The 22,631-nt window shown below is 61.0% G+C and carries 28 protein-coding genes; 10 read left to right on the top strand and 18 right to left on the bottom strand.

Translation table 11 applies throughout. The features are described 5' to 3' along the window. Positions 1–69: 69 nt before the first annotated feature. Both EM6_RS12130 and EM6_RS12125 read right to left on the bottom strand, forming a co-directional pair. Positions 70–195 (bottom strand): entericidin A/B family lipoprotein, encoded by a 126-nt coding sequence (locus tag EM6_RS12130; RefSeq protein ID WP_126423382.1) that lies wholly within the window; start codon positions 193–195, stop codon positions 70–72. 111 nt (positions 196–306) lie between these two features. After that, the gene (locus tag EM6_RS12125) at positions 307–513 is read right to left on the bottom strand and encodes a DUF2061 domain-containing protein (RefSeq protein ID WP_126423380.1); all 207 of its coding nucleotides are present in this window, start codon (positions 511–513) and stop codon (positions 307–309) included. Positions 514–749: 236 nt separating this feature from the next. Here EM6_RS12125 and EM6_RS12120 point away from each other — a divergent pair, with 236 nt between their 5' ends. Both EM6_RS12120 and EM6_RS12115 read left to right on the top strand, forming a co-directional pair. Beyond that, positions 750–1,931 carry a TIGR03862 family flavoprotein gene (locus EM6_RS12120; RefSeq protein WP_126423378.1) on the top strand — a complete coding sequence of 394 codons (1,182 nt, stop codon included), beginning with the start codon at positions 750–752 and terminating at the stop codon, positions 1,929–1,931. A 6-nt stretch (positions 1,932–1,937) separates the two neighbouring features. Beyond that, complete coding sequence (locus EM6_RS12115; protein ID WP_126423376.1) at positions 1,938–2,261, top strand: low molecular weight protein tyrosine phosphatase family protein; 324 nt, start codon at positions 1,938–1,940, stop codon at positions 2,259–2,261. Here the strand turns inward: EM6_RS12115 and EM6_RS12110 are convergent. After that, entirely contained in the window at positions 2,230–3,090 is an 861-nt protein-coding gene (locus EM6_RS12110; protein ID WP_126423374.1) for an NAD(P)H-binding protein, read from the bottom strand. The genes EM6_RS12115 and EM6_RS12110 overlap by 32 nt on opposite strands. Positions 3,091–3,208: 118 nt before the next feature. On the opposite strand from EM6_RS12110, the gene EM6_RS12105 reads away from it, so the two are divergent. Then, entirely contained in the window at positions 3,209–5,248 is a 2,040-nt protein-coding gene (locus tag EM6_RS12105; protein WP_232037164.1) for a protein-disulfide reductase DsbD family protein, read from the top strand. A gap of 159 nt (positions 5,249–5,407) precedes the next feature. Here EM6_RS12105 and EM6_RS12100 read toward each other — a convergent pair whose 3' ends face one another. The 5 genes from EM6_RS12100 to EM6_RS12080 form a co-directional block, all read right to left on the bottom strand. Beyond that, positions 5,408–5,878 carry a hypothetical protein gene (locus EM6_RS12100; RefSeq protein WP_126423370.1) on the bottom strand — a complete coding sequence of 157 codons (471 nt, stop codon included), beginning with the start codon at positions 5,876–5,878 and terminating at the stop codon, positions 5,408–5,410. 86 nt (positions 5,879–5,964) lie between these two features. Continuing rightward, entirely contained in the window at positions 5,965–6,399 is a 435-nt protein-coding gene (locus tag EM6_RS12095) for a DUF1178 family protein (RefSeq protein ID WP_126423368.1), read from the bottom strand. Next, positions 6,396–7,238, bottom strand: a complete 843-nt coding sequence (locus EM6_RS12090; protein ID WP_126423366.1) for a carbon-nitrogen hydrolase family protein — start codon at positions 7,236–7,238, stop codon at positions 6,396–6,398. Before EM6_RS12090 ends, EM6_RS12095 begins: the two co-directional genes overlap by 4 nt. Continuing rightward, positions 7,239–7,493, bottom strand: a complete 255-nt coding sequence (gene grxC / locus EM6_RS12085) for a glutaredoxin 3 (protein ID WP_126423364.1) — start codon at positions 7,491–7,493, stop codon at positions 7,239–7,241. It lies immediately after the preceding gene. A 297-nt stretch (positions 7,494–7,790) separates the two neighbouring features. Further along, positions 7,791–8,633, bottom strand: a complete 843-nt coding sequence (locus tag EM6_RS12080; protein WP_232037163.1) for a ComF family protein — start codon at positions 8,631–8,633, stop codon at positions 7,791–7,793. On the opposite strand from EM6_RS12080, the gene EM6_RS12075 reads away from it, so the two are divergent. Next, positions 8,620–9,537, top strand: coding sequence for a class I SAM-dependent methyltransferase (locus tag EM6_RS12075; protein ID WP_420000742.1), 918 nt, complete (start codon positions 8,620–8,622; stop codon positions 9,535–9,537). The two genes, EM6_RS12080 and EM6_RS12075, sit on opposite strands and share 14 nt — an antisense overlap. A gap of 49 nt (positions 9,538–9,586) precedes the next feature. Here EM6_RS12075 and EM6_RS12070 read toward each other — a convergent pair whose 3' ends face one another. From EM6_RS12070 to EM6_RS12055, 4 genes are read right to left on the bottom strand one after another with little or no spacing between them, the layout of a single operon-like run. Then, positions 9,587–9,949, bottom strand: coding sequence for a hypothetical protein (locus tag EM6_RS12070; RefSeq protein WP_126423360.1), 363 nt, complete (start codon positions 9,947–9,949; stop codon positions 9,587–9,589). Positions 9,950–9,997: 48 nt separating this feature from the next. After that, the gene (gene mutT / locus EM6_RS12065) at positions 9,998–10,396 is read right to left on the bottom strand and encodes an 8-oxo-dGTP diphosphatase MutT (RefSeq protein ID WP_126423358.1); all 399 of its coding nucleotides are present in this window, start codon (positions 10,394–10,396) and stop codon (positions 9,998–10,000) included. Further along, positions 10,393–10,776, bottom strand: coding sequence for a type II toxin-antitoxin system VapC family toxin (locus EM6_RS12060; protein ID WP_126423356.1), 384 nt, complete (start codon positions 10,774–10,776; stop codon positions 10,393–10,395). Before EM6_RS12060 ends, mutT begins: the two co-directional genes overlap by 4 nt. After that, positions 10,773–11,030 carry a type II toxin-antitoxin system Phd/YefM family antitoxin gene (locus EM6_RS12055; protein ID WP_126423354.1) on the bottom strand — a complete coding sequence of 86 codons (258 nt, stop codon included), beginning with the start codon at positions 11,028–11,030 and terminating at the stop codon, positions 10,773–10,775. The genes EM6_RS12060 and EM6_RS12055 overlap by 4 nt, the downstream gene beginning before the upstream one ends. A gap of 152 nt (positions 11,031–11,182) precedes the next feature. On the opposite strand from EM6_RS12055, the gene EM6_RS12050 reads away from it, so the two are divergent. Beyond that, positions 11,183–11,611 carry a hypothetical protein gene (locus EM6_RS12050; RefSeq protein WP_126423352.1) on the top strand — a complete coding sequence of 143 codons (429 nt, stop codon included), beginning with the start codon at positions 11,183–11,185 and terminating at the stop codon, positions 11,609–11,611. A gap of 46 nt (positions 11,612–11,657) precedes the next feature. Here EM6_RS12050 and argJ read toward each other — a convergent pair whose 3' ends face one another. Both argJ and EM6_RS12040 read right to left on the bottom strand, forming a co-directional pair. Further along, positions 11,658–13,100 carry a bifunctional glutamate N-acetyltransferase/amino-acid acetyltransferase ArgJ gene (gene argJ, locus EM6_RS12045; protein WP_126424135.1) on the bottom strand — a complete coding sequence of 481 codons (1,443 nt, stop codon included), beginning with the start codon at positions 13,098–13,100 and terminating at the stop codon, positions 11,658–11,660. A gap of 94 nt (positions 13,101–13,194) precedes the next feature. Then, positions 13,195–14,193, bottom strand: a complete 999-nt coding sequence (locus EM6_RS12040; RefSeq protein ID WP_126423350.1) for a peptidylprolyl isomerase — start codon at positions 14,191–14,193, stop codon at positions 13,195–13,197. Between the two features lie 207 nt (positions 14,194–14,400). On the opposite strand from EM6_RS12040, the gene secA reads away from it, so the two are divergent. The 5 genes from secA to EM6_RS12020 all read left to right on the top strand — a co-directional run bounded on the left by secA (position 14,401) and on the right by EM6_RS12020 (position 19,414). Further along, complete coding sequence (secA, locus tag EM6_RS12035) at positions 14,401–17,241, top strand: preprotein translocase subunit SecA (protein ID WP_126423348.1); 2,841 nt, start codon at positions 14,401–14,403, stop codon at positions 17,239–17,241. A 218-nt stretch (positions 17,242–17,459) separates the two neighbouring features. Beyond that, complete coding sequence (locus tag EM6_RS12030) at positions 17,460–18,140, top strand: hypothetical protein (RefSeq protein ID WP_126423346.1); 681 nt, start codon at positions 17,460–17,462, stop codon at positions 18,138–18,140. A gap of 30 nt (positions 18,141–18,170) precedes the next feature. After that, positions 18,171–18,926, top strand: a complete 756-nt coding sequence (locus EM6_RS12025; RefSeq protein WP_126423344.1) for a hypothetical protein — start codon at positions 18,171–18,173, stop codon at positions 18,924–18,926. Further along, entirely contained in the window at positions 18,923–19,060 is a 138-nt protein-coding gene (locus EM6_RS17375; protein WP_172961248.1) for a hypothetical protein, read from the top strand. The genes EM6_RS12025 and EM6_RS17375 overlap by 4 nt, the downstream gene beginning before the upstream one ends. Before the next feature lie 165 nt (positions 19,061–19,225). Next, positions 19,226–19,414 carry a hypothetical protein gene (locus EM6_RS12020; protein ID WP_126423342.1) on the top strand — a complete coding sequence of 63 codons (189 nt, stop codon included), beginning with the start codon at positions 19,226–19,228 and terminating at the stop codon, positions 19,412–19,414. 185 nt (positions 19,415–19,599) lie between these two features. Here the strand turns inward: EM6_RS12020 and EM6_RS12015 are convergent, their stop codons facing one another. The 4 genes from EM6_RS12015 to EM6_RS12000 are packed head-to-tail and all read right to left on the bottom strand — an operon-like array spanning position 19,600 to position 22,605. Beyond that, the gene (locus tag EM6_RS12015; protein WP_126423340.1) at positions 19,600–20,328 is read right to left on the bottom strand and encodes a lysophospholipid acyltransferase family protein; all 729 of its coding nucleotides are present in this window, start codon (positions 20,326–20,328) and stop codon (positions 19,600–19,602) included. Further along, positions 20,325–20,969 carry a YdcF family protein gene (locus tag EM6_RS12010; RefSeq protein ID WP_126423338.1) on the bottom strand — a complete coding sequence of 215 codons (645 nt, stop codon included), beginning with the start codon at positions 20,967–20,969 and terminating at the stop codon, positions 20,325–20,327. Before EM6_RS12010 ends, EM6_RS12015 begins: the two co-directional genes overlap by 4 nt. After that, the gene (locus tag EM6_RS12005) at positions 20,969–21,847 is read right to left on the bottom strand and encodes a cell division protein FtsX (RefSeq protein WP_126423336.1); all 879 of its coding nucleotides are present in this window, start codon (positions 21,845–21,847) and stop codon (positions 20,969–20,971) included. Before EM6_RS12005 ends, EM6_RS12010 begins: the two co-directional genes overlap by 1 nt. Then, positions 21,844–22,605 (bottom strand): cell division ATP-binding protein FtsE, encoded by a 762-nt coding sequence (locus EM6_RS12000; RefSeq protein WP_126423334.1) that lies wholly within the window; start codon positions 22,603–22,605, stop codon positions 21,844–21,846. The genes EM6_RS12005 and EM6_RS12000 overlap by 4 nt, the downstream gene beginning before the upstream one ends. Between the last annotated feature and the right edge of the window lie 26 nt (positions 22,606–22,631).

The following is a 22,631-nucleotide window of genomic DNA, read 5'->3' as shown; positions in this document are numbered from 1 at the left end:
CCGGCAGAAACAGAGCCGCGGCACCCGCCAAACCTTTCCGACGACTGATTACCGCCAACAGCCGGGCCCTTAGCGCGTTGATTTATCAAGCGCTTCACCGACCGATTCAATGTCGCGGCCGACGCCCTTGATGGTGTTGCAAGCCGACAGGACCGGCAGAAGAGCGATCAGCGACACAATGACAAGACGCTTCATGACAGGCGAATCCTTCTCAAAAACAGGACAGATGAGAGACGGTTAATCCGAACCTCTGTGGCTGGCAATGAAGGAGTCATGCCGGAAGATAAGGGCGAAATAAAGAAGCCCTCAATGACTGTGGAATAGGCTCAGCTTTTCCGGGGCCTTGCGCTCCCACAGATACTCATGCAGCGGGAAGACCAGGGTCTGCACCACCGGCTCCAGCAGACCGATACCGAGCGCAATGGCCCAGTTTCCGGTCAACACAAAGGCGACGGTCGAAGCGACCAGAACGTGAATGGTCCCGTAGGACAGGGTTTTGGCAATCAGACGCATGACGGGCCTCCTGCGGAGCGATCTCCGGTGTGGCGCCATCATAGGCGCGCGCTCCATAAGAGGGAAATTGATCCTCTTTGAGTTTTAAGTAAGATAAATCTATACTTCCCCGCTGGCGAGGAGGGGGACCGTAAGCGCAGCGAACGGGGGTGGGGTGGACTTTCCTTCCGCTCACATCAAACGCAAGACTCAAACGGCGACTTGCCTTAAGGCGAAGCATAGGCCTAAACAGCCGTATGACCACCTCCCCTTCCATCGCCGTGATCGGTGCCGGCCCCTCCGGGCTGATGCTGGCCGAACGCCTCAGCGCCGCGGGCCTGCGGGTCGATATCTATGACCGTATGCCGTCGGTGGCGCGTAAGTTCCTGATGGCCGGGCGCGGCGGGCTGAACCTCACCCATTCCGAACCTCTGGCGGCCTTTATCGGGCGCTATGGCGCGCAGGCGGCGGCGCTGAAACCCGCCATCGAAGCCTTTCCGCCCAAGGCCTTGCGCGACTGGGCCGACGGGCTTTCGGCCGACACCTTTGTCGGGACCAGTGGGCGGGTCTTCCCCAAGGCGTTGAAGGCCTCGCCCCTGCTGCGCCAGTGGCTGGCGCGATTGGAGACGCAGGATGTCGGCTTTCATCTGCGCCATACGTGGACCGGCTGGGACGGATCAGCCCTGACCTTCGAGCATCAGGGCCAAACCGTGCGCGTCGCAGCCGATGTGACCGTGCTGGCGCTGGGCGGGGCCAGTTGGCCCCGGCTGGGCTCGGACGGCGGCTGGACGCGGTTGCTGAGCGACAAGGGCGTGCCCGTCGCGCCCCTGCGCCCGGCCAATATGGGCTTTCGCGTCGACTGGAGCGCCCTGATCCGCGACAAATTCGCCGGTGAGCCGCTGAAGAACGTCGCCCTGACCTTTGATGGCCGCACACGCAAGGGCGAGCTGATGCTGACCCGCGACGGGGTCGAAGGCGGGCTGATCTACGCCTTTGCGGCCGCCCTGCGCGACGCCATCGAACGCAAGGGCGCGGCGGTGGCATCGCTTGACCTCAAGCCCGAATGGTCGGAGGCGCAGATCCACAACCGCCTGTCGCGGGGGGCCAAAAACGACAGCCTGAGCAATCGCTTACGCAAGACTCTGAACCTGACCCCGGCACAGATCGCCGTCCTGCGCGAAGGCGATCAGCCGGTCACCCCGGCCCTGATTAAGGCCGTGCCCCTGACTCTGACCGGGGCGCAGGGGCTGGCGCGCGCCATATCGAGCGCGGGCGGCATCCGCTTTGACGCCCTGACGGCGGATTACGAACTGAAGGCCCTGCCCGGTGTGTACGCCATCGGCGAAATGCTCGATTGGGAGGCCCCGACCGGCGGCTACCTGCTTCAGGCCTGCTTCAGTCAGGCCGTCTGGACGGCTGAGGCGATCTTGCGTAAGTGAAACGCCATGCAACGCATCCTGTTCCTTTGTACAGCCAATAAACTGCGCAGCCCTACGGCTGAGCAGGTGTTTTCACAGTACCCCAATCTCGAAGTGTCATCGGCGGGACTTGGCAATGACGCCGCCGAGCCATTGACGCCTGAGCATCTCGAGGGTGTGGACACCATCTTCGTCATGGAAAAAGCGCATCGTAACAAGTTGAGCCAAAGATTCAAAAAGCACATTGGCAAGGCCAGGGTCATTTGCCTCAACATTCCGGATGAGTACGCCTATATGGACCCGGAGCTGATCACCTTGCTCAAGACCCGCGTGGGCCCTCACCTGCGGTGAATAGCGGCTTGAATATCCCCGGCCCATAGCCGAAATCGCGCGTGGCGGCAGAGTGATCGAAGACCAGATCGGTATTCATGCGCAAGGCCATATGGACATTGCCTTTCAGCGCGGAACCGGGCCGCAGAACGCCCAGCACCCCGAACCCCAGCCGCCACGCCCACTCCGGCAGGCTGAGGATTCGCGCCGGGCGGCCTTTGGCGGCGAAAATCCGCGCCACCATCTCGCAATAGCTGAGCGTCTCGCCCCCCGACAGGTCATAGGCGCGGTTGGCCGTGGCGTCGGTCGAAACCACGCCCACAGCCGCCTTGGCCAGATCGCGGGCATGGACCGGCTGCCGCAGGCCTGACGCCCGCCCGCAGACCGGAAAGACGCCCAGCCGGTCGATGGTCGCCGCGATACGGCTGATGTTCTGATCGCGGCCTTCATCATAGATCAGGGTCGGCCGCAGGATCGTCCAGTCCACATCTTGCGTGGCGCAAAAGGCTTCGATACGCGCCTCGGCCTCGCTCAAAAGTTCGACGACGCGGCGTTCCTCGGGCTGCGGCGAATAGGTCTTTGTGAAGCGCGAGGTCGAGGAAAAAGCGACGATCCGTTTCATCCCCTGCGCCCATAACACCTCCAGCACGGCCTCGCTGATCAGCCAGAGGGGCGAGGTGACGATCACATGCGCAAAACCCTCGCCCTCAAAGGCCTGCGGGTGCATCAGGTCGAGGAACAGGTCGTTCGGTTGTTTCGGCTTGCGCGTGGTGAATGTGGCCTGCGGCACGATGTCGCGCAGCCTCTGCCCCACAAGGCTTGTCGCACCGATCACTAATATCTTGCTCATACGGCTTCCTATCATACCTCTTCGCCGTTGGCAGAAAGGAAATTATCTATACATTTTCCCAAGCCAGCCACGGTGTTCAGTCGTATATAGGCAGAGTTCAATTCTCCCAGGTGCCCGCGTGTTCCGATTTCTTGCCTTCGTTTTTGCCTTCGTCGCGCTGGGTTCCGCCGTTCAGGCCGCGCCGGTCAAGACGGCGCACCTGACCACCGAACTGATCGCTGAAACGACGGTGACGCCGGGCGGGCAGGTGTGGCTGGCCATCCGGCACACGCCGCTCAAGGGCTGGCATACCTACTGGCAAAACCCCGGTGATACAGGTCTGGCACCAAAGGTCACATGGACCCTGCCCACCGGCGTCACCGTATCGGAACTGGTCTTCCCGACCCCGGAAGTGCAGCCCTATATGGGGCTGACCAATTTCGGCTATAGCGGCGAAACCGCGCTGCTGGCCAAGCTCACCAACGGTTCGGTGCTGAAAGATGGCGTGCTGCCCATCCGCGCGCAGGTCGATTTTCTGGTCTGCGAAAAGGTCTGCGTGCCGGAGACGGTTGGTCTGACGCTCGATCTCAAGGTGACGCCAAAACCTGAGCCGGTCACCGATTTCAGCGCCGCCCGCGCCGCCTTGCCGCAAAAGGTACAGGCACAGGCGACCTATGCGGTGTCCGGCGATACGCTGACGCTCGGCCTGTTGTCACCGAGCGATGCCAGCACCGCTAACGATTTTGCCCATCCTGGCGGGGCCTATCTGTTTCCGCTGAGCGGTGGCGTGATCGACCCGTCGGCCAAACAGGCAATCGAACTGGGGCCGCAGGGCTTTACGGTCTCTCTGAAAACCAAGGCCACGCCCGAAGCGCCGTTTGAGGCAGTGATCCGCTTCACGTCCGGCCGGTCCTATCAGATCAGCGCCACGGAAGGCACGCCGCCCGCCGCTGCCAGGGGCTTAGGTGCACCGCCGCAGGCCCGCCCCGCGATCAACCTGATGGGGGTGGTCGCAGCAATGAGTCTGGCCTTCGTGGGCGGCCTGATCCTCAACCTGATGCCGTGTGTCTTCCCGGTAATGTCGATGAAACTGCTGGCTCTGGCCAGAGCCGGGCACGAAGGTGCCGCCGGTCGTCGTGAGTCGCTGTTCTACGGCCTTGGCGTTTTGCTCACCTTTGCGGCTCTCGGCGGGTTGCTGAGCTGGCTCGGTTCGGCGCTCGGCTGGGGCTTCCAGTTGCAATCACCGTGGGTGACCTCGGGTCTCTCGCTGCTGCTGCTGGCCGTGGCGCTCAACATGTCGGGCCTGTTCGAGGTTGGTTCGGGTCTTCAATCGCTGGCCGGAGGGCGTTTGTCGGTCGCTAATCCCGATGTGACGGCGCTGCTGACCGGCGTGCTGGCGGTTGTGGTCGCCGCCCCGTGCACGGCTCCCTTTATGGCGACCGCCATCGGCGTGGCCCTGGCGCAGGGGGGGCTGGTTAGCTTTGCTATCTTCCTCGCGCTGGGGCTGGGCTTTGCCCTGCCGGTCGTCGCCCTCACCTTCCTGATCACCTACGTCCCGGCGGTGGCCAACCGTATGCCGCGGCCCGGCCCATGGATGGACCGCTTGCGGCATATTCTGGCCATTCCCATGTACGCCGCCGCCCTGTGGATGGGCTGGGTCTTTGCGCAGCAGGTGTCGGGCCTTGGCCTGTTCGCGCTGGGGCTGGCCTGCGCGCTCCTGACGGTCGGCCTGTGGTGGCCGAAGGGCCCACGTATTTTACGGCCTGTGTTCATCGTCATGGCGCTGGCCGTCGCGGCCACCGCCGCCGTGCAGAAGCCCGATACGCCGGTGCGGGTGGCCGTCGATCACGAAGCCTTTTCGACCGCCCGCATCGCCGAACTGCGCGCGCAGAATATGCCGGTTCTGGTCAATCTGACCGCTGCGTGGTGTGTGACGTGCAAGGTGAATGAACGGCTGGTGTTTGAGACGCAGACCTTCCGTGAGGCCGTGAAATCGAGTGGCACGGTGTACATGGTCGGCGACTGGACCAATCAGGACGCAGCCATTTCGCAGTACCTCAGCCAGAACGGGCGTTCCGGCGTGCCGCTCTATGTCTATTACGGACGCAACAGTGCCGATCCGGTGGTGCTGGGGCAGTTGTTGAACACCAAAGATGTGGTTGCGGTATTGAAGAAGTAATGGGCCACGAAAAACACGAAAAGCTGGAAAAAATTACAGACTGAGCCTGCGGCGCGCAGCGCCAAACATCCGAGCGTGCTTAAGATAAACAACCGCCCTTCGGGCACAAAGTGAGCGTAGCCTTTTTAAACTTTTCGTGTTTTTCGTGGCAAAAAAGCCTTACGAATTGCCGAATTCGATCACGCAATCGAGCCCCGAATCCGCCGTTGCCGGGGTGACGATCACTTCGATATTGTCTTCCAGCAGATAGGCCATGTCGTTCAGCGCGCCTTTGAGCGCATCCGGTGTCTTTGCTGCCTCGATGGCCGCCATCTTACGCGGCAGATCGAGCGACACCCCTTTCAGCACGCATTTCAGGTCATTGTCCGTGCCGCGTGCCTTGAGGTCGAGATGCCCTTTCAGATTGCGCTCGGACAGGCTGCTGATCTCCCGCGCATAGGTTTTGAAACCGGCTGAGGTCAGAAGCGTCAGGGACGGGTTTTGGGCCATACGCACGGTCCGCGCCTTCAGCGTGACCGCATCCCGGACGATAGCCGCATAAAAGGGCTCTTTCGACAGCGGATTGACGGCCGGTGTCGCCGCCATAACAGGCGTCGTCAGCAGAATGGCGATCAGCGCAAGGTGTTTCATGGCGGCTCCTTCGCCTCCCCTTATGCAAGAGCCCGGCCAAAAAAGCGTTAACCCCGCCTAACTGTTGTGCCTCCACGAGGCGGAGATTAGTTCAGCGTCTTAGGCTTGGGGGCTTCGCCGGCGGGTATAGGCAGAGGCGCGACCGGAATGCCGTCGTCGATCAGTTCACGCACCTCGTCGCGGCTGGCCTCGCCATAGATAGGGCGTTCGGGCGCCAGGCCTTCGTGCATGTCACGGGCTTCGCGGGCAAAGCTGTCGCCCACATAGTCGAAATTCTGCTCCACATGGGTGCGCACGCGGTGCATGGCCTCAGCCACGGCCTTGCGCATATCCGACTGACGGCTTTCGACGGCCTCAGAGGTGCGCACCATCGGGGCCATGATCGCCTTTTCGACTTGGACGCTGCCGCAGTGCGGACACTCGATCAGCGCCCGCGCCTTCTGCTCATCGAAGGCGGTTGAATTGGAAAACCACGCCTCGAACTCATGGTGGTGTTCGCATTTCAGGGCATAGCGGATCATACGCGCACAAAGGTCCTGTCGTGTTGCAACTGAGGGATGGCCGTGCGGGCGCGCGCGACCTCCGACAGGTCGATCTCGGCCATCAGCACCGCCGGGTGATCGTGGTCGAGCCGGGCCATGACCTCGCCCCACGGATTGATGATCATCGAATGGCCCCAGGTCTTGCGGCCATCCTCGTGTTGACCACCCTGCGCCGGGGCAAAAACGAAACAGCCGGTTTCAATGGCACGGGCGCGCAGCAGCACCTCCCAGTGCGCCTGCCCGGTCGGCACGGTAAAGGCCGCAGGCACGGCGATCATCGATGCCCCGCCTTGGGCCAACGCACGGTGCAGATAGCCGAAGCGCACGTCGTAGCAGATGGTCAGGCCCAGTCCGCCCCACGGCGTCGGCGCAATCACCGCCCGTTCGCCCCCGCAGACGCCCGCCGATTCGCGATAGACCTCGCCATTAGGCGTGGTGGCGTCAAACAGGTGGATCTTGTCATAGAAGGCCGCCTCTTCGCCCGTCTCATCGAAGCAAAAGGTCCGGTTGACCGCGCGGTCTTCGCCCGCGACCGGCGAACGGACAATGGCCGAACCGAGCAGGGTTGGCACCCGGTAACGCGCCGCCAGCGCCTTCACACCTGCCACACAGGCGTCGGCGTCGAGCGTGGTGACGACCTGCGCCTTCTTCTCCTTGCGCTGCTCCATCAGGTTGGAACATTCGGGCGTCAGGATAAGCTGCGCGCCTGAGGCTACCGCCGTTTCGTACAGCGGTTTCAGGTGTTCAAACGCCCGCACCGGGTCGGCGGGGGTGTTCAGTTGCAGCAGAGCGACTTTGAGCGGAGCGGCCTTTGCCATTTACGACGCCAGCAGAGGGTCCAGACCGCCGCGCGAATCGAGCGACACCAGATCGTCACAGCCGCCGACATGCAGGCCATCAATGAAGATTTGCGGATAGGTGGCACGGCCCGACCGCTCGTTCATTTCCTTGCGCAACTCCGGATCGTTGGACGCGACGATTTCCTTGTACTCGGCGCCCTTGGAGTCCAGCAGCGCCTTGGCGCGCTCGCAATAGGGGCAGTAGGGCTTGGTGTAGATTTCAATATTCGGCATGGGGGTCCACAGTCAAAACGCAACCTTGTCACAAACCATTATATAGGCAAGGGTTTGCAAGTTTTAAAGACGGACGTGTGGCCGGCGCGCGACAGGGAATAACAGGTCGCTATTCCTCTTCATACCTCCCCAGCTTGCTGGGGAGGGGGACCGCACGAGCCTGCTGAAAGCAGGTGAGATGCGGTGGTGGGGATTTTGCTTCTTACGCAAAAAGACTCGCTGAACGAAACAAGACACCCCACCACCACGCCCTTCGGGCGCGGTCCCCCTCCCCGACAAGTCGGGGAGGTATAAGGATTACACCTCCACCGCCGGTACGGCGCGGGCCAGCACCAGCACATCGACGTCGCGCGCCCCGGCCTCACGCAGGGCCTTGGCGCAGGCCGTGAGCGTCGCCCCGGAGGTGAACACATCATCGACCAGCAGCACCCGCCGTCCGCGCAAACGCCGCGCGCCGGAGGCCGTTACGGCAAAAGCCCCCTTCACATTCTCAAAACGATCTTCGCGGCGGCCTTTGGCCGTGCGGGCGCGGCTGAACTGCACCGAGGTCGCGCGCTGTCGGATCAGAGCGTCGGGCACAAAGTCCTTCTGATACTGCCGCGCCAGAGGCCGGGCCAGCTCCGCCGCCTGATTGTAGCGACGCTGAAACAGTCTGCGCCAGTGCAGGGGCACCGGCACGATCACATCGACCTCCTCCATCAGCTCGGCCCCGGCGCGCGACAGCCAACCTGACAATATGGGCCGCAAATCGAGCCGGTCCGCGTGTTTAAACGCCAGAATCAGGCCCTTTGAGGCATCGGTATAAAGACAGGCAGCGCGGCCACGGCGAAAGGGAAACGGCTTTTGCGTGCAAGCCTCACAAAGCGCCCCAGCCCCCAGAAACACCCCGCCTTCAAACGGTCGCGCGCACATGTCGCAACCCTGCCCCGTCAGGAAGCGAATGGCACTCCAGTCGTCCGCCGTCAGGCCGCCGGCCTGTACTGCGTCTTTTACCCCCGCTGAATTACGCAGGTCGGGGTCGTGAGTAAGCGCCTGACGCGGATAAAGCGCATCCAGCAACCGCGTCCCGCCTTCGCGCAGACGCGGGACGAGCGCCTGCTCTGTCACCCACGTTTTCAGCCCGTCTATGGACAGCCGCATCCCCACCCCCTATTTGAACGACATGACAACACCGCGCCTCTTCGATCGTCAACTGCTGCGTCACCGCCTCGACCGCACGGCGGGCGATTTCGCCACGGCCAACTTCCTGAAACGCCGCAGCGCCGAGGACATGATCGACACCTTGGCGGCCATCAATCGCCGCTTCGACGTGGCGCTGGAGATCGGCCGCCGCGATGGCCGTTTCGCTGAGCTATTGGCCGAGACGCCGGAGGTGGCCGCCAAGATCGGCTATCTGATCGAAAGCGACCTGTCGGCCCGCCACCACCCCGCCGTGGTGCTGGACGAAGAGGCCCTGCCCTTTGGCGACGACACGCTCGATCTGGTGGTGTCGTCTCTGGCCTTTCACACCACCAACGACCTGCCCGGTGTGCTGGTGCAGTTGCGCCGCGCCCTGAGGCCCGACGGCCTTTTGATCGCCTCGCAATTCGGCGGTGAGACCCTGCACGAATTGCGCCGCGTGCTGATGGAGGCCGAACTGGAAATCCGCGGCGGCACGGGGGCGCGCGTCGCCCCCTTTGCCGAAGGGCCGGACTGCGTGGATTTGCTGCGCCGCGCCGGGTTTAACATGCCCGTTGTCGATACAGACAAGGTGGTGGTCAGCTATGCCCACCCGCTCAACCTGCTGCGCGATCTGCGGGCCATGGGGGAAACCAACATCCTGTTCGACCGCCCGCGCAAGGGGCTGAGCCGCGCCATCCTCAGCCGGGCGTTTGAACTTTACGCCGAACGCTATCCTCATCCAGAAGGCGGCGTGCGCGCCACGTTCGAGATCATCACCCTATCCGGCTGGACCCCGCACGAAAGCCAGCAAAAGCCACTGCGTCCGGGCTCCGCCAAGGTGCGTCTGGCCGACGCCTTGGGGGTGAAAGAGGGGAAGCTGTAAAGAAAACGCCTCAGCAGAATTGGCTTCGTCGCACTTCGTTTCAGGGAGGCTAATTGTGTGGTTCGCCCCAGAACGACATATCTTCGACCCGGTAATCCCATTCTCCATCGAGCATATAAGTGAAGGCCTCGCTCAAGCGTTCGATGCCCTTCGAATTTAAGGCCGTGTCCAGCATCACCCCATTTCGCTCTGATTGCCAGAAGCCTTGAATGGTCTCGTCTCGCCTCAGTCGCCATTTGTCAAAGGGCTCGAATTTAACGCCTTCCGAAGCCAGTATGAGAGGCATTTCCTGTGGAACGGGTTGCAAGGAAAAACTGACCTTGGTGAAGTCCCAAACGGTGATCCGATCAATCAATAGAGCGCACGACGCCCTCTCCGCCTTCAGATGATAACCTGAATAACGCGGACGCATACTACGGTACGACCACAACCATAATTTCAAAGGCGTTTGCATCACGCCTCAAATAAAATCATTGAGATACGCCACCAGCGGCAGGTCCGCCGGGGGCATGGGATAGTCGCGCATGTCTTTGGGCCGTACCCATTTCAGCGCTGTGTGTTCCTTCGGCTGCGGCGTGCCCTCCCAGCGGCGGATCAGATACAGCGGCATCAAGAGATGAAATGTCTCATAGGTATGCGAGGCAAAGACGAAGGGGGCCAGACAGGCGGCCTTCGTCGTAATACCCAGTTCTTCCTCAAGCTCACGGATCAGCGCCGCTTCGGGAGTTTCGCCGGGCTCAACCTTGCCGCCGGGAAACTCCCACTGCCCGGCCAGCGACTTGCCTTCCGGGCGCTGGGCGATCAGCACCCGCCCGTCACTGTCGATCAGGGCCGCCGCAACGACAAGTACGGTTTTCATAGGGCACTCACAATATCGGTTTGGGAAAAGTCATTGCCGACGAACAGCAGGGGGCAATCGAGGGATTTGGCGGTCACGTAGGAAAAGCAATCCATCAGGTTAAGTCCGGCCTTATGCCGCCCCTTGCCCCAGACCATGTAGGCTGCGGTCACCAGCTCTGCTGTATGTTCATCAACAGGAATGACCTCAATGTCCATTTGATTCATCAAGACCTGTAACTGCGGCAAAAATCCGCGATGCCCGGCCACGACTGACACCTCTGCCAGCACGGCCGCAGACAAAAATAACCGATCGGCTGCGGCAATGGCCGCTGTACAGGCCTCCGCGGTAACTTCTTTCTGCACGAGCGCGATCAGGGCCGAACTATCTATGACCATCATCCAGGCAAGCCATCGTCACCATACAGAAAGTCGGCGGAATGAGCCGCATCCGGACCGGGCAGAACCTTGCCTTCGATAGATTTTTGAAAGTCCTCAATAATTTTACGACGTTGGTCAGGTGTCAGCTTGGGCTTGACCGGCACAAGACGCACGGCCGCATGACCATGACGGGTCAGGATCACCTCGTCGCCCGCTTCCGCGCGGCGGACCAGATCAGTCAGTTGAGCCTTGGCATCGGTAACGGAAATGAACATGGCGGGCCTCCGTTAGAAATATGGACCAAAAGATGGTCCATATCAAGCACGCCCATCGTTAAACGGCGGGTATTTTACCACCAAACCCGCCTCACTTGTGCAGCTAACGGCATTTGGCTATCGTTCGGGACGAACTTTAAGAGGGAAATTAAATGAAAACCTTGTTCAGCCTTATCGTCAGCTTGTTTCTGCTGCTGCCGGTGACGGCCTATGCTCAGGTCAGCGATGCCGACTCAAAACAGATGGATCAGGTCTTTGATAGCTTCATGTCGAAGGTCAATGCGAAACAATACGATGACGCCTTCAATGAGCTGATGATGCCCCAGATCAAGGATCAAGCACAGTTACTACGCAATCTCGTTGGTCTCACCAAGCAGGTAAGCGAATATTTCGTTTCGCCGCTGAAGTATGAAAAGGTGACGGAAAGCACCCTTGGGACTCAACTGGTTTATCGCCAATATGTAATTTACAACAATAACGGACCCTATTTTGTATCCGTCGTGATGTTCCGTACCGACAAGGGTTGGAAGGCGCAGCACATCACCCTGCGCGACCTGTCCCCGGACGACGTGGCCCCGTAAAGACACTAAAAAAGCCCTTCCAAATTTCGGAAGGGCTTTTTTAGTGCTATGATCGATAATCGCCATTTATGCTGATATACCCATGCGTCAGGTCGCAGGTATAGACGTGCGCAGACCCTCGGCCGACGCCGACATCGACGCTGATTTCCAGTTCCTGTTTCTTCATATAGGCGCTCATCGCCGCCTCATCATAGGTCAGCGACACGGCGCCGTGTTCGGCAGCCACAAGCTCCCCGAAACGGATGGCGAGGTGGTCGCGGTCCACCTCTTCCTCGGTCTTGCCTACCGCCATGACGATGCGGCCCCAGTTGGCGTCTTCGCCGGCCCAGGCGGTCTTGCACAGCGGGCTTTCGGCGATCGACTTGGCGATCTTGCGCGCCGACGCCGGTGAGGACGCCCCCGTCACCGTGACCTTGACGAACTTGGTCGCACCTTCGCCGTCGCGGATAAGCTGGGTGGCGAGGCTGTGCATCACCTTTTCCAGCTTGTCGCGGAAGTCGGCCAGACGCTTGTCGCCCGCGCGGCTGATCTTCGGGGCCCCCGCCGCCCCCGTGGCAAACAAAAGCGCCGTATCGTTGGTCGAGGTATCACCATCGACCGTCACGCTGTTGAAGGTGGTGCGCGTATAGAGCCCCAGCAGCGATTGCAGCACGCCGGCCGAGAGGGTCGCGTCCGTGACGATAAAGGCCAGCATGGTCGCCATGTCCGGCGCGATCATGCCCGACCCCTTGGCGATACCGGCGATCTTCACCTCTACGCCGTCGATCAGGGCGGTTTCATAAGCGCCCTTTGGGAAGGTGTCGGTGGTCATGATGGCCTGAGCCGCCGCGTGCCAGGCATCGGCCTTGAACGACTCTTCGATCAGCGGCAGTTGCGCGGCGATCTTGGCGTCATCCAGCACCACGCCGATCACACCGGTCGAGGCCAGCATGATGTCGCGCTGACGGCAATCGAGTCGCCGGGCCACAGCCGCCGCCGTACGGCGCGCCGCATCGGCCCCCAGCTTGCCCGTAAAGGCGTTGGCACAGCCGGCATTGCAGACCAGCGCGCGGATTTCATTGCCTTCATTGGCCGCCAGTTGCTTCTTGCACCAATCGACCGGGGCCGAACCAATACTATGCCGCGTGAAGACGCCCGCCGCCGTGGTGCCTTCGGCGAACTTCATCACCAGCAGATCAGGACGAACGTGCTTGTAATAGCCCGCGCGGGCAATGGCGATATCGACCCCGCCCACCGGCGGCATAGGTGGTAGATCAACCGCCAGCGGCGATACGGCCAGACCCGGCTTACCGGTCGCCGGTTTGGCGGGCTCAGCGGGTGCGGACGTATGCACACCGACCAATTCAGCCCCGGTTTGCACGGCCTTTTTCAGCACATTGGCCAGTGGATCGAGCGCGGCCCCCAGCGGATTCACCTGACCTCGTTCCTGACCAGAAGCCGCGGCAGAGGTATCGGGCGTTTTGCCGGTCGGCGACGGCGGCTTGGTCATGGCGCGCAGCTCCAGTGCGTAGGACATCAAAAAGCGCGGCTTAGCCCCAAATCATGACGCTGTGAAGGCTTTTGTGCAGGGCGATGCCGATTGCTTACTTCTTCGTCGCCGTGCGCGAGGATGTGGCCGAAGCGGCGGCCTTTTCCGGACTTTCACCCACATCGTCAGCGGCCTCGCTGCCGCTGGCGCTGGAGGCCGAGGCTCCCGCCGGGGCCGAGGCCGGTTCGCGGTCTTCGCTGCTGCTCAGGCCCTTGACCAGAAATTCAACGCGCGCCCCGTCGCGCAAGCCGCCCAGCAGGCCCCGCACCTGCTCCAGCTTGAGCGCCGAGACAATGCCCGGACGCGCCTCTTCGATCGTCATCGGTTGTTCCGGACGGCGCTCCTCGACCTTGAACACAGCCCAGCCGCCATCGATCTGCACCGGTCCGGCGATCTGACCCGGCTTGGCCGTCATCAGGGCTGCGCGATAGCTTTCCGGGATAACGTCGGTGGTGAAATAGCCCATATCGCCGCCGTTGAAGCGCGTCGCCTGATCAATCGAGCGCTCCATGGCCATGGCTTCAAACAGGCTGCCGCCCTGAAGCTGACGCATCACATTGTCGGCTTCGGGCCGTGTTTTGACGAGGATCAGGCGCGCGCGGATTTCCTCGGACTTCTGCGCCAGCTTGACCTGTTCGTCGTAGAGGTCCTTGACCTTCTTGTCGTCAATAGAGGCATCGACGCTCTGTTCCAGCAGCATATGCCCCAGAATATCCTCACGCGCCGCCGCGATACGGCGCTGCGCCAGCTCGGTGCGATCAATGCCTTTTTTCAGCGCCGCCTGCGCCAGAAGCTTCTGGTCGATCACCTCTTCCAGCGTGCGGCGAAACAGCGGTGAGGCCAGATCGAAGGGCTCACCGTCGCCGATCAGTCCCTGTTGAACGGCCTCATAGCGCACGTCAGAGGCCCAGATGGTGTGGCCGTCGATGCGGGCCACGGCGACATCGCCGGGCTCCGGCGGGCGCTCGTCCAGAGTCGGTTTGTCGCACCCGGCGATCGTCAGGGTCACAAGGGCCAGAACCGCCACCTGCCTGAGCTTTGTCCAACGCTGCATACTGAAAGCTTCCCCGCTGTCGTGCGCATCCAACTTACATTGACAGAACGCAAGCGCAAGCCTAAGTCAGTCCCCGCGCTTGAAAAGCGCTGGCTCACGCCTATTTGCCTATTACGTCATACACGTGACACCTTGATATTATCCAAACAGGTGTGTCCGAATAAGGCGGACAGGTCAAAATACTGAAATCTAATTGTCGGGTATCTCATGCTGGCTTTCGCCAAATCTCTGTTCGGCTCCGCTAATGAGCGCAAGGTCAAGTCGATGGGCGGGCGTATTGCCCGCATCAATGCGCTGGAACACCGGATGAAGGCGATGAGCAATGAGGAGCTGGCGCATCAGACCGTCCTGTTCCGCGAACGCATTGCCAATGGCGCTTCGCTCGATTCGCTGCTCGAAGAGGCCTTCGCCACGGTGCGCGAAGCCGCCTGGCGCTCGATTGGTCAGCGTCACTACGATGTTCAGTTGACCGGCGGCCTGATCCTGCATCAGGGCGGTATCGCCGAAATGCGGACCGGCGAAGGCAAGACGCTGGTCGGCACGGCGCCGGTTTACCTCAATGCGCTGACGGGCAAGGGCGTTCACCTGATCACCGTCAACGACTACCTGGCCAAACGCGACGCCGACTTCATGGGCCGCGTCTATCGTTTTCTGGGTCTGTCCACCGGCGTCATCGTGTCGGGCATGTCGCCGGGCGCGCGCAAGGCCGCCTATGGCTCGGATGTGACCTACGGCACCAATAACGAATTCGGCTTCGACTATCTGCGCGACAACCTCGTCTATAACCGAGAGGAAATGGTGCAGCGCGGCCACCACTTCGCCATCGTCGATGAAGTGGACTCCATCCTTATCGACGAAGCGCGTACGCCTCTGATCATCTCCGGCCCGACCGAAGACCGCTCGGAACTGTATAAGGTGCTGGACGCGCTGATCAAGGAACTGATTCAGGACCCGGAAACCTTTGAGCTGGATGAAAAGCAGCGTCAGGTCCTGCTGTCGGAAGCCGGGTCTGAGCGCCTCGAAGAAATGCTGACGGCGGGCGGGCATCTGGCCGAAGACACGGCCGGTCTTTATGACGCCGCCAACGTCTCGCTGGTGCACCACGCCAATCAGGCCCTGCGCGCCAACACCCTCTACACGGTCAACAAGGACTATATCGTCAAGGACGGCGAAATCGTCCTGATCGACGAATTTACTGGCCGCATGATGCAGGGCCGCCGCCTGTCCGAAGGCCTGCACCAGGCCATCGAAGCCAAGGAAGCCGTCGCCATCCAGCCGGAAAACCAGACGCTCGCCTCGGTGACCATCCAGAACTATTTCCGTATGTATAGCAAGCTGTCGGGCATGACCGGCACGGCGGCGACCGAAGCAGCGGAATTTGGCGATATCTACAAGATGGACGTGCTCGAAGTGCCGACGCACCGCCCCATCAAGCGGATCGACTATGACGATGAGGTCTATCGCACCGAGCGCGAAAAGTTCAAGGCCATCGCCGATCAGGTCGCCGACTGCTATGTGCGCGGTCAGCCGATTCTCGTCGGTACAGCCTCGATCGAAAAGTCCGACGCCCTGTCGGAATTCCTCAAGACCTATGCCTACAACGTCGAAACCAAGGCTGTAAAACCGGAATACGCCAAGCTCGATAAGAAGGAACTGGCCAAGCTGGGCGATGCGGCCTTCGATATCGTGCGCGGTTCGGGCAAGGGTATTCCGCACAATGTGCTGAACGCCCGCCACCACGAAAACGAAGCCTATATCATCGCCGATGCCGGCGTACCGGGTGCGGTGACCATCGCCACCAACATGGCCGGTCGCGGTACCGACATTCAGCTCGGCGGCAATGTCGATCTGCGGGTTCAAAAGTGGCTCGAAGAACAGGCTGAGGCCGGTGTGGAGGTGTCCAACGAGGCACTTCTGGCCAAGAAGGCTGAGGTCGAAACCCAGATCGCCGACCTCAAGCTGAAATCGCTGGCCGCGGGTGGCCTGTTCGTGCTGGGCACCGAACGCCACGAAAGCCGCCGTATTGACAACCAGTTGCGCGGTCGTACCGGCCGTCAGGGCGACCCCGGCACCTCCAAATTCTACCTGTCGTGCGAAGATGACCTGATGCGCATCTTCGCCGGTGACCGTCTCAACGCCATGATGAAGACTCTGGGCGTCGAAGAGGGCGAAGCCATTACGCACAAGCTGCTCAATTCGGCCATCGCCACCGCCCAGAAGCGCGTCGAGCAGCGCAACTACGAAATCCGCAAGAACCTCCTGAAATACGACGACGTGGTCAATGACCAGCGCAAGGCCGTCTTCGAGCAGCGCCAGGAGTTCATGGACACCGAGGACCTGTCGGAAATCGTCTCCGAAATGCGCGAAGAGACGATCCGCGACCTCGTGGATCGTCACCTGCCGCCCAAGGCCTATGCCGAGCAGTGGGACATTGCCGGGCTGAAGGAACAGTGCGAGCGCCTGCTGGGTCTCGACCTGCCGCTGGAAGACTGGGCTGCCGAAGAAGGTATCGCTAACGAGGAAATCGAAGAACGCATCCAGACCATCGCCGCGCAAAAGATGGAGGAACGCCTCCAGCTTCTGGGGCCGGATCAGATGAAGGCGCTGGAAAAGAACTTCCTGCTTCAGATGATCGACATGCAGTGGCGTGAGCACCTGATGCACCTCGACCACCTGCGCGCCGTCATTGGTCTGCGCGGTTATGGTCAGCGCGACCCGCTGAATGAGTACAAGACCGAGGCCTTCGCCCTGTTCGAGACGCTGCTGGTCAATCTGCGTCACAATGTGACGCGCTGGCTGATGACGGTTGAAATCCGCTTCCAGGGTCAACCTGAGCCGGAGCCGGTACGCTTTGAGGAAATCCACCTCAACCCGCTGACCGGTGAAAACGAACGCGCGCCGCAACTGAGCGACGACCTGACGCCGGAACAGCGCGCCGCCCTGCCCGTCTCGGCCCTGCCCGCCGGCTGGGAAAACACCTCGCGCAACGGCCTGTGCCCCTGCGGTTCAGGCAAGAAGTTCAAGCACTGCCACGGCGCGCTGATCTGAAATCCTCTTTGACTAAGGCCTGTTATCCCCCGGATGTCCCATCCGGGGGATTAACTTTGGCTTGTCGCAATATGGTTACCCAAAACCGCTTACACTTTTGGGCATATCGCTCCGGATTTCTCCCCTCAAGATTCCCCCGTTGCCACCTCGTCAGGAATTGGTTAACGTCGCTTAAGGCCTGAGTGGTTTCGGGCACTTGGGGGTATAAAATGTCGTGCATGCGGGTTCTGACGTCTGGGCTGCTGATTGCGGGCACGGTTTTGTGCCTTGAGGCCCTTGGCCCTTCGGCGCAGGCACAAACAATGGGCATCGCCAAAACACCGGCCCAACCGGTCGTTCCCCCGTCCCTGCAAGGCTCATTCATTTCGCCCGAAGCGCCGCTGGCGCCGAAGATCGAGCTTGATCCGGCGCTGATCGGCATGGCCCCGCGCCTTGAGGGGACGGCCGCCGCCACCGTGTCGCCCGAAGACAAGGCCGCCGCCGCACGCAAATCCCGCCGCATCGCGCTGTACAAGCAATTGATGGAAACCAACGGCACGACCAAGAATGTGCGCCTGATCATGGCCAATACCAAGGCGGCGGTGCGTCTGGTCATTCTGGAGCGCAAGGGGGCGCAGTCGCTCAGTGGTGCCGATGAGCTGAAGTTCAATCAGATCGCCGACCGCGTACTGAAAGAGGCCGAAGCCAGCATCATTGACCAGATCGCCACGGCTCAGTCCGCCAATTTCAGCGAAGAAGAAATCCTGACCCTGATCAGCGCCAATTCTGGCCCGGTTGCGGCCAAGTATAATGCCAGCAAATTCGCGAATCCCGACGCCAACGCCCAGCAGATCCAGAGCTACATGGTTGAAGCGGTGATAAAAATTATCAAGACATTCAAGGAAGCCATTTCGGGCTGACCGGTAGCGCATTGTGAGATGGGGGTTTGAGTGGTGTATTTGAAGCACGTGATGACGGGTGTGTGTCTGCTGGGGCTGATGGGGGCCATGGGGGCACAGGCGCGCGAACCGGAACGTGAGCCCGGCGCGCGCATTGCCGTCATGCCGAAGCCGGAGCAAAAGCGGATGAATCCGCCGGTCACCGCGACGGCACCGCAAGGCGTGTCACCGGCTCAGGCACCCATCCCGGCCCAGACTGTGGCCAAAATCAATCCGGCCCCTGTGGCGCAGCCCGCTGGTGAAATCGCGCCTTCGGTCGATATGATCGAAAGCCCGCCCCCCGTGGTGACGGCGGCGGCGCAGGACGTTGGCCCGGTCGGTCCCGCCAAACCCACCGGTGATTTTGCCGAACGTGTCGAGCTGGCGCAACAGTTGCTGGAAGTGGATGGCACCGAGGCCATTATCCGCCACTTCGTCAGCGAAGTGCACATGCGCCTGATCATTGGCGAAGTGGGAAAATACGTAGATTTCAACAATCTGAATGAAAACGACCGCTATCGTCTGGCGACGATTGTGGCGACCGTTTCGACCGAGCTGGGCGACAAGATTCTCACCCTGACGGCGCGCGGTCACGCGCAGAACCTCAGTAAGGAAGAGCTTGTGTACCTTGCCCGTGTCAATGACAGCGACGCTCAGCGCAAGCTGACGCAAATGCGTATCGACGACACGGGTGAACTGGACAAAAACGCCACGCTGGTCATGCAGATCTCCGCGCTGAAGATCGTTCAGGAGTTTGAAAAACCATGAGGTCGCCGGTCCTCAAGGCGCTGTTTCTGACTCTGGGCCTGCTGGTGCTGGCGGCGGCCCCCGCCTGCCTCCTGCTACCGCAAAACAAGCACACCGCGCATACGGCCAGCCCCACCCTTCTGGCGGTCTATTGATCGGTACGTCGATACCGATGTTATTCTCCCTCTTGGCGAATCCTGAATTTGGGATACAGTATTAACCAATGGCCGAACCCCATAGTCGGTCAGGGCTAAAAAGTGCCGCCTGATACCGGGTTAAGGCACGTGAAAATTGGGAAAAACCGCCAAGGGAGGCGTCCAATGAAACACCTGGGTAAGATCGCGGTCGCCGCGATCACACTGTCGGCCTTTCTGGCCGGTACGGGCTATGCGCAAAGCGCCGATTGCCGCAAAAAGTGCAATGACACCTATCAGGCCTGCCAGAAGGCCGGAACGTCCGAAGAAAAGTGCCGCGCCGCTTGGCTGGACTGCAAGAAGAAGTGCAAATAAGTAACCCATAGCTCCGGGGCCGGAGCACGTTCAGTTAAGCGGAATGATTTCTAGTGGAATCATTCCGCTCAAGCCGCCATCGAGGCGGCGGCCAAGGTGGCGGAGCCACCGCCCGGCGAGAGGCTAAACAAAGCTAGATCATTATGTTTCTACCAGAAATCATAATGATCTAGCACGCTCCGGCTCTATTCAACTGAGGTCTTGCGGTTTTCCGCAATAAGCGCATTCGACGCACCTTCGATGCGCGTCTTGATTTCGCTCATGAATTCACCGCGCTTCAGCCCGGGCGGAACGGGCGGCAAGAATTCGAACACCACCGTGCCGGGTTTGCGGATGATACCGTGCGCCGGCCAGCACTGACCGGAATTGGTGGCCAGCAGATGGCAGGGAAATGCGAGGTCGCGATACAGCGCGGCGACGCCCGGTTTATACTCCGGGTCCTGCCCCACCTCTGAGCGCGTGCCCTCGGCAAAAATCAGGATCTGCCGCGCGTTCTCCAACCGGTCGCGCGCATCGATAACCATGGCGCGTAAGGCCTTGGAGGCATCCTTGCGGCGTATGGGGATCATGCGGGTGCGCCAGATATACCAGCCGAAAAACGGCAGGTAGGTCAGTTCCTTCTTCAGCACAAAGCAAGGGTCATCCAGCACGACAAACGGCGCGATGGTATCGAGCATACTGAGGTGCTTACCCGCGATCAGAGCGGCCCCCTTCGGCCGGTGTTCCAGCCCGCGGAACTCAACCTTGACGCCACATATATAGCGCAGGCCGAACAGCACCAGATGCGCCCACAGCCTGACCGTCTGCATCCCCCAGCGCCGCGACAGCAGCATGAAGGGCGTGCCTAACAGGCCGATGATCACGACCAGACCATAGAGCCAGACGACGAAAACAACCGAACGCAGGAAATTCAAGAGGCCGAACCTTCCGCCGCAGCCTCACCGGTTGCGGTCTCATCCTTTTTGCCCGAACCGGTCAGGCTGGAAAAAATATCACGCGCCAATATGGCCAAATACTTGCTGTATTCCACAATCAGCACGCGCGAACTGCGCCACGATTTCCACCACTCGCGCGCATCGAGCGTCGGCGTGGCCACCGGATAGGCGTGTAAATTGACCCCCGGCAAGGCCGCCTTGATCTCCAGCAGGCTGCGCGGCATGTGATAGTCCGAGGTCACGACGATCAGGTCATCGAACCCCTTGGCTTTGGCCCATTCAGCCACCTCGTAGGCATTGCCGAGCGTGGTCTGCGCCTCGTACCCCAGATCGACGCAGCACTCATAGAGCTTTTTGGAGCCTTCGGTAACGGGCAGCAATTCTTCGCGCTTCACTTCGCGGTTGACGCCGGAAATCAGCATGCGCGCGCCCTTGCGTCGCTCCAGCAAGCGCATACCCTCCTTGATGCGCATGTCCGACGCACCGGTCAGCACGACGATGGCGTCGGCGGCTTCTTCTGGCTCGGCGGCCGGAGTCGAATGGATCACGCGATCGGCGAAGGCGTAAAGCCCGGCCAACCACAGTCCAACCACCAAAACCACGGCCACAAGGCGGCGCATCAGCTTTTCCCCAGCATCTTGAGGGTTACGATACGCGCGGTTCCCGCAGCAATCAAGGCGGCGAGCAGTGGACAGGGCAACAAAACCAACAGGTCCAGCCACGAAAAGGGCAGAGCCAGCAACAAGCTTTGCGACGAACCGGTCAGCTTGATCACCACCATGACCAGCCCCGCCGCTACCCCACCCAAGAGGCCGGAAATCGCGGCCATGCGCGCAAAGCGGAACTGAAACCGCCCGGCGATAAATGTGTCCGTCGCGCCGCACAGGCTCAGGACCTCAACAATATTGGCGCGCGCCATCAACCCGGCGCGCGTGGCAAAACCCACCACCGCCGCCGCTGCAGAGGCAATCAGCAAAAATATACCCAGAGAAATCAGTCGTATAATCAGCGCAGACGTCTCAATATCCTGAAGCCAGGTCGAATGATCGTCTATGGTGGCGTCGATTTCCTTCTCTGACAGCGCCTCCGACAGGGCGGTGGCCTTCGCCGGTTTGGCCTCATCCAGCCGCACCTCCACCAGATTGGGCAAGGGCAGGTCCTCCAGCACCGCATCACCCAGCCACGGCTTGATCAGCGCCTTGGCGCGCTCCGGTTCGATGGCGGCAGCCTCCTTGACGCCCGGCACTCCGGCCAGCACCTCGGCGGCACGCGCCGCAGCGACAGAGCCGCTTTCAAGCCCCGTCGGGCGCACCTGTACCGTCACTTCAGCGCGAATCTCACGCGACCAGCCCGACGCTGCGCGATTCGAGGCCAGCGCAATCAGGGCCGACAACGCCGCCAGAAAAAACAGGACGGCGATCACATAGTGCAGCGACACCTCGCGTGTGTCCTGCTCAGGCAACAGATCGCGGCGGCGCAGGCGTTTCCCGGCGGTCATAGCGCCCCCCTCACCGTCTGGGTCAGATCGCGCTGAAACAACCGCCCCTCACGCAGCTCCAGCACGGGCATACCAGAGGCACGGATCAGCGCCTCATCGTGGGTGGCGATCAACACCGTGGCCCCCAGCCGGTTCAGTTCGATAAACAACCGCATGATCCGCAAGCCCATGGCGTGGTCGATATTGCCGGTGGGCTCATCGGCCAGAATCAGGGTCGGGCGGTTGATGACGGCCCGCGCAATGGCCAGCCGTTGCTTTTCGCCGCCTGACAGCACATCCGGCATGACGTGCAGGCGATTTTTCAGCCCTACCCAGCTCAGCAGCTCAATGACATCGGCCTCGAATCGCTTCGGGTCTTCGCCGCGCACAAACAGCGGCAAGGCGGCATTGTCGAACACATCGAGGTGCTCCAGCAGACGAAAATCCTGAAAGACGATGCCGATACGCCGGCGCATATCGGCGGTCTGTTTGCGGTCGGCCGGATTAAGACGTTCGCCAAACAGGCTGATTTCGCCCACAGACGGCTTTTGCGCCTGATAGATCAGACGCAAAAGCGAGGTCTTTCCCGCGCCTGAGGGGCCGGTCAGAAAATGAAACGACCCGGCAGGCAGTGAAAAATTCAAATCTTTCAGTATGTAGTGCTCAGGGTCATGGCCGGTATGCCCGGCCCCTTCATAGCCCAGCCCGACGTCGCGGAACACAACCACCTGGCTGTGATCCGGCTCAAAAAGATCGTCGTGTTCGTAGGCTGTTACCACAGGTTTCAGACTCGCGTTTTGAGGTC

It is taken from the genome of Asticcacaulis excentricus, assembly GCF_003966695.1.
In the GTDB taxonomy this organism is placed as follows: Bacteria; Pseudomonadota; Alphaproteobacteria; order Caulobacterales; family Caulobacteraceae; genus Asticcacaulis; species Asticcacaulis excentricus_A.
This window is presented reverse-complemented; position numbering and strand designations above follow the sequence as displayed.